This is a genomic window from Chloroflexota bacterium, assembly GCA_035652535.1.
Classification (GTDB): Bacteria; Chloroflexota; UBA6077; order UBA6077; family SHYK01; genus DASRDP01.
On sequence record DASRDP010000151.1, the window covers coordinates 1 to 2,567 of the forward strand.

Here is a 2,567-nt window from a genome sequence, read left to right on the forward strand (position 1 = left end):
GGGTGGCTGTATGACGCGACGGGCGCGTGCATCGAGCAGCCGTTTGAGCCGGCGCAGTCGCTGATGCGCCACACGCTGCGCCATCCGGCGTATCCGGTGCAGAAGCTGGCGGGGGTGCTCTTCGCATACCTGGGGCCGCCGGAGAAGCAGCCCCTCCTCCCCCGCTGGGACATCCTGACGTGGGACAAAGGAACCCGCGTCATCGAGATCCGACCCGTTCTCAACTGCAACTGGCTGCAGGCGGAGGAGAACACCGCAGACGTCACCCACACCTACTTCCTCCACGCGTACACCTTCAAGACGAAAGGCCGCCCCCAGATGGGCGGCGGGTTCGGTCGGCCCTTCGTTCGGTACGGGTTCCAGCAGTTCGAATGGGGTCTGCTGAAGAGCTGGACGTACGAGGGCCCCCGCGGCGGCACCGGCTGGGGGAATCTCTTGGTCTTCCCCAATATGCTGCGCCTTTCCGGCTCGATGCATTGGCGGGTTCCCATCGACGACGAACACACACGGATCGTGCGCGTGGAGTTTCGTCCCAGCGTGGATGGGCTTCCCGTGGAGCAGGCCGAGGAGCCACCGGTCTCCTACGAGCCTTCGTGGGTCAACGAGAAGGGCGAGTACCACATGGACACGTTTTCGAGTCAGGACGGCATGGCGTGGGAGACGCAGGGCGCGATCTTCGACCGAACACGGGAGCACCTGGGCGCGTCGGACCACGGCATCATGATCCTCCGGCAGATGCTGTTCGACGCCATCGCGGCGGTGCAGCGGGGTGATGACCCGCGCGGCCTCGTGCGCGATCCAGCCAGCAACGGCTCAATTGACCTCGAGGGTTGGCTTGCCGAGCGCGATCAAGCGGCGGGCACAATGGAGGGCGCCATCGCTGTTGCGCGACGGTCGCGGGAGGCCGTGTTCGATGATCGGCACGAGGTCGTGGAGATCCCGCCCGGCAAAGCGCGGCTGGGGGTGTAATGCACCGCGTCTCAACTGCGTCCGTGACGCACTGCGTATCTGGATGCGTGACCCGCGGTACCGTAGGGCGGGCCGTGTGGCCCACCGCCTTCTGGCGGGGCGCGAACACCCGCTCGACGCACGAATCATAGAGTAACAGACGTGTTTTGAGGTGAGTGACCGATGACCGCACAGGCCAGCAGCGATGCGTCCCGCTCGTGGGGCAATACGCCGACGCCATATGAGGCGTGGGTGCGACGACAAGGTGTACCGGTCATCGAGGGGTACGGCCTCACCGATCTCGCGGAGCCCGAGTTCGGCTACTGGGACCGGATCGGCGCGGAGGTCTACTTCTCCATCATGAAGGGGATGGAGGGGATCACCGGGATGTACGTGGCCCGGCTCCCCGCCGGCGGCAGCACCAAGCTCGAGCGACACCTGTACGAGAAGGTGATCTACGTCCTCGAGGGGAGCGGGACGACGACGGTCGAGGACCCGTCCGGCAAGACGCACCAGTTCGAGTGGCACGAGGGGAGCCTCTTCGCGATCCCCCTCAACGTTCCTCATCGCATCTACGCCATGGGCCAGCCCGTCCGCTACGCGGCCTTCACCACGGCGCCGCTCGTCTTCGACCTCTTTTACAACGAGGAGTTTATCTACGGGACACCTTTCACCTTCAGCGAGCGGTTCGCCGGTCAGGCCGACTACTTCACGCTGGACCAGCGCCGGCCGCGCGGCGCGGGTGGGGAGTACGAGTCGTACCTGTGGGAGACGAACTTCATCCCGGACGTCCGCACGGCCCAGATCGACCCATCCGAGCGGAAGGGGCCGGGGCTGCTGCTCACTCAGTTCGAGATCGCGAGCAACAGCCTCATCGGCCATCTCGCCGAGTGGCCCGTCGGCCGCTACGTGAAGGCCCACCACCACGGAGGCGGCGCGATCCTCCTCATCATCAAGTCGGTCGGCTACTCCCTCATGTGGCCCAACGACCTGGGCGAGCGCCCGTACGAGAACGGCTACGGCGACCAGGTGGTCCGGATCGACTGGAAGCCCGGCAGCGCCTTCAGCCCGCCCACCGGTTGGTACCACCAGCACTTCAACACCGGACCGGAGCGCGCCTTGCAGCTCGCCCTGCGCAACGGCAGCGCGAAGTTCCCCTTCGGCGTGCGCCGTGCGCAAACGAAGAACGGCGTGATGACCTCGACCGCGGAAGGCGGAACGATGATCGACTTCGAGCGCGAAGACCCGCAGGTCCGTCGGGATTATGCCGACGCGCTGGCCAGGAACGGCGTGCGATTGGACATGCCTGACATCGTGTACGCGCGCGCCTAGCGCGCTCACGCGGCCCGGAGGAGGAAACCATGCTGACCGCAGAAGAGAACGAGCTGCTCACGCGCGTTGGGCCCGGGACGCCGTGCGGGGAGCTGTTGCGGCGCTACTGGCAGCCGGTGGCCGCGGCCTCCGAGCTGGCCGAGCGGCCGATGAAGCGTGTCCGGCTCCTGGGGGAGGACCTGGTTCTGTTTCGGGATGCCCAGGGCGGCTATGGGCTGCTGGGGGAGCACTGCTCGCATCGGGGGACGTCGCTGTATTACGGGTTTCTGGAGGATGGGGGTCTGCGG

The 2,567-nt window shown here is 66.5% G+C and carries 3 protein-coding genes; all 3 read left to right on the forward strand.

Going from position 1 to position 2,567, the window contains the following annotated elements:
- Positions 1 to 969, forward strand: a 969-nt coding sequence (locus VFC51_18655; GenBank protein HZT09047.1) for an aromatic ring-hydroxylating dioxygenase subunit alpha, incomplete at its 5' end; no start/stop codon positions are given.
- A gap of 162 nt (positions 970 to 1,131) precedes the next feature.
- The gene (locus VFC51_18660; protein ID HZT09048.1) at positions 1,132 to 2,280 is read left to right on the forward strand and encodes a cupin domain-containing protein; all 1,149 of its coding nucleotides are present in this window, start codon (positions 1,132 to 1,134) and stop codon (positions 2,278 to 2,280) included.
- A gap of 29 nt (positions 2,281 to 2,309) precedes the next feature.
- Positions 2,310 to 2,567, forward strand: a 258-nt coding sequence (locus VFC51_18665; protein HZT09049.1) for a Rieske 2Fe-2S domain-containing protein, incomplete at its 3' end; no start/stop codon positions are given.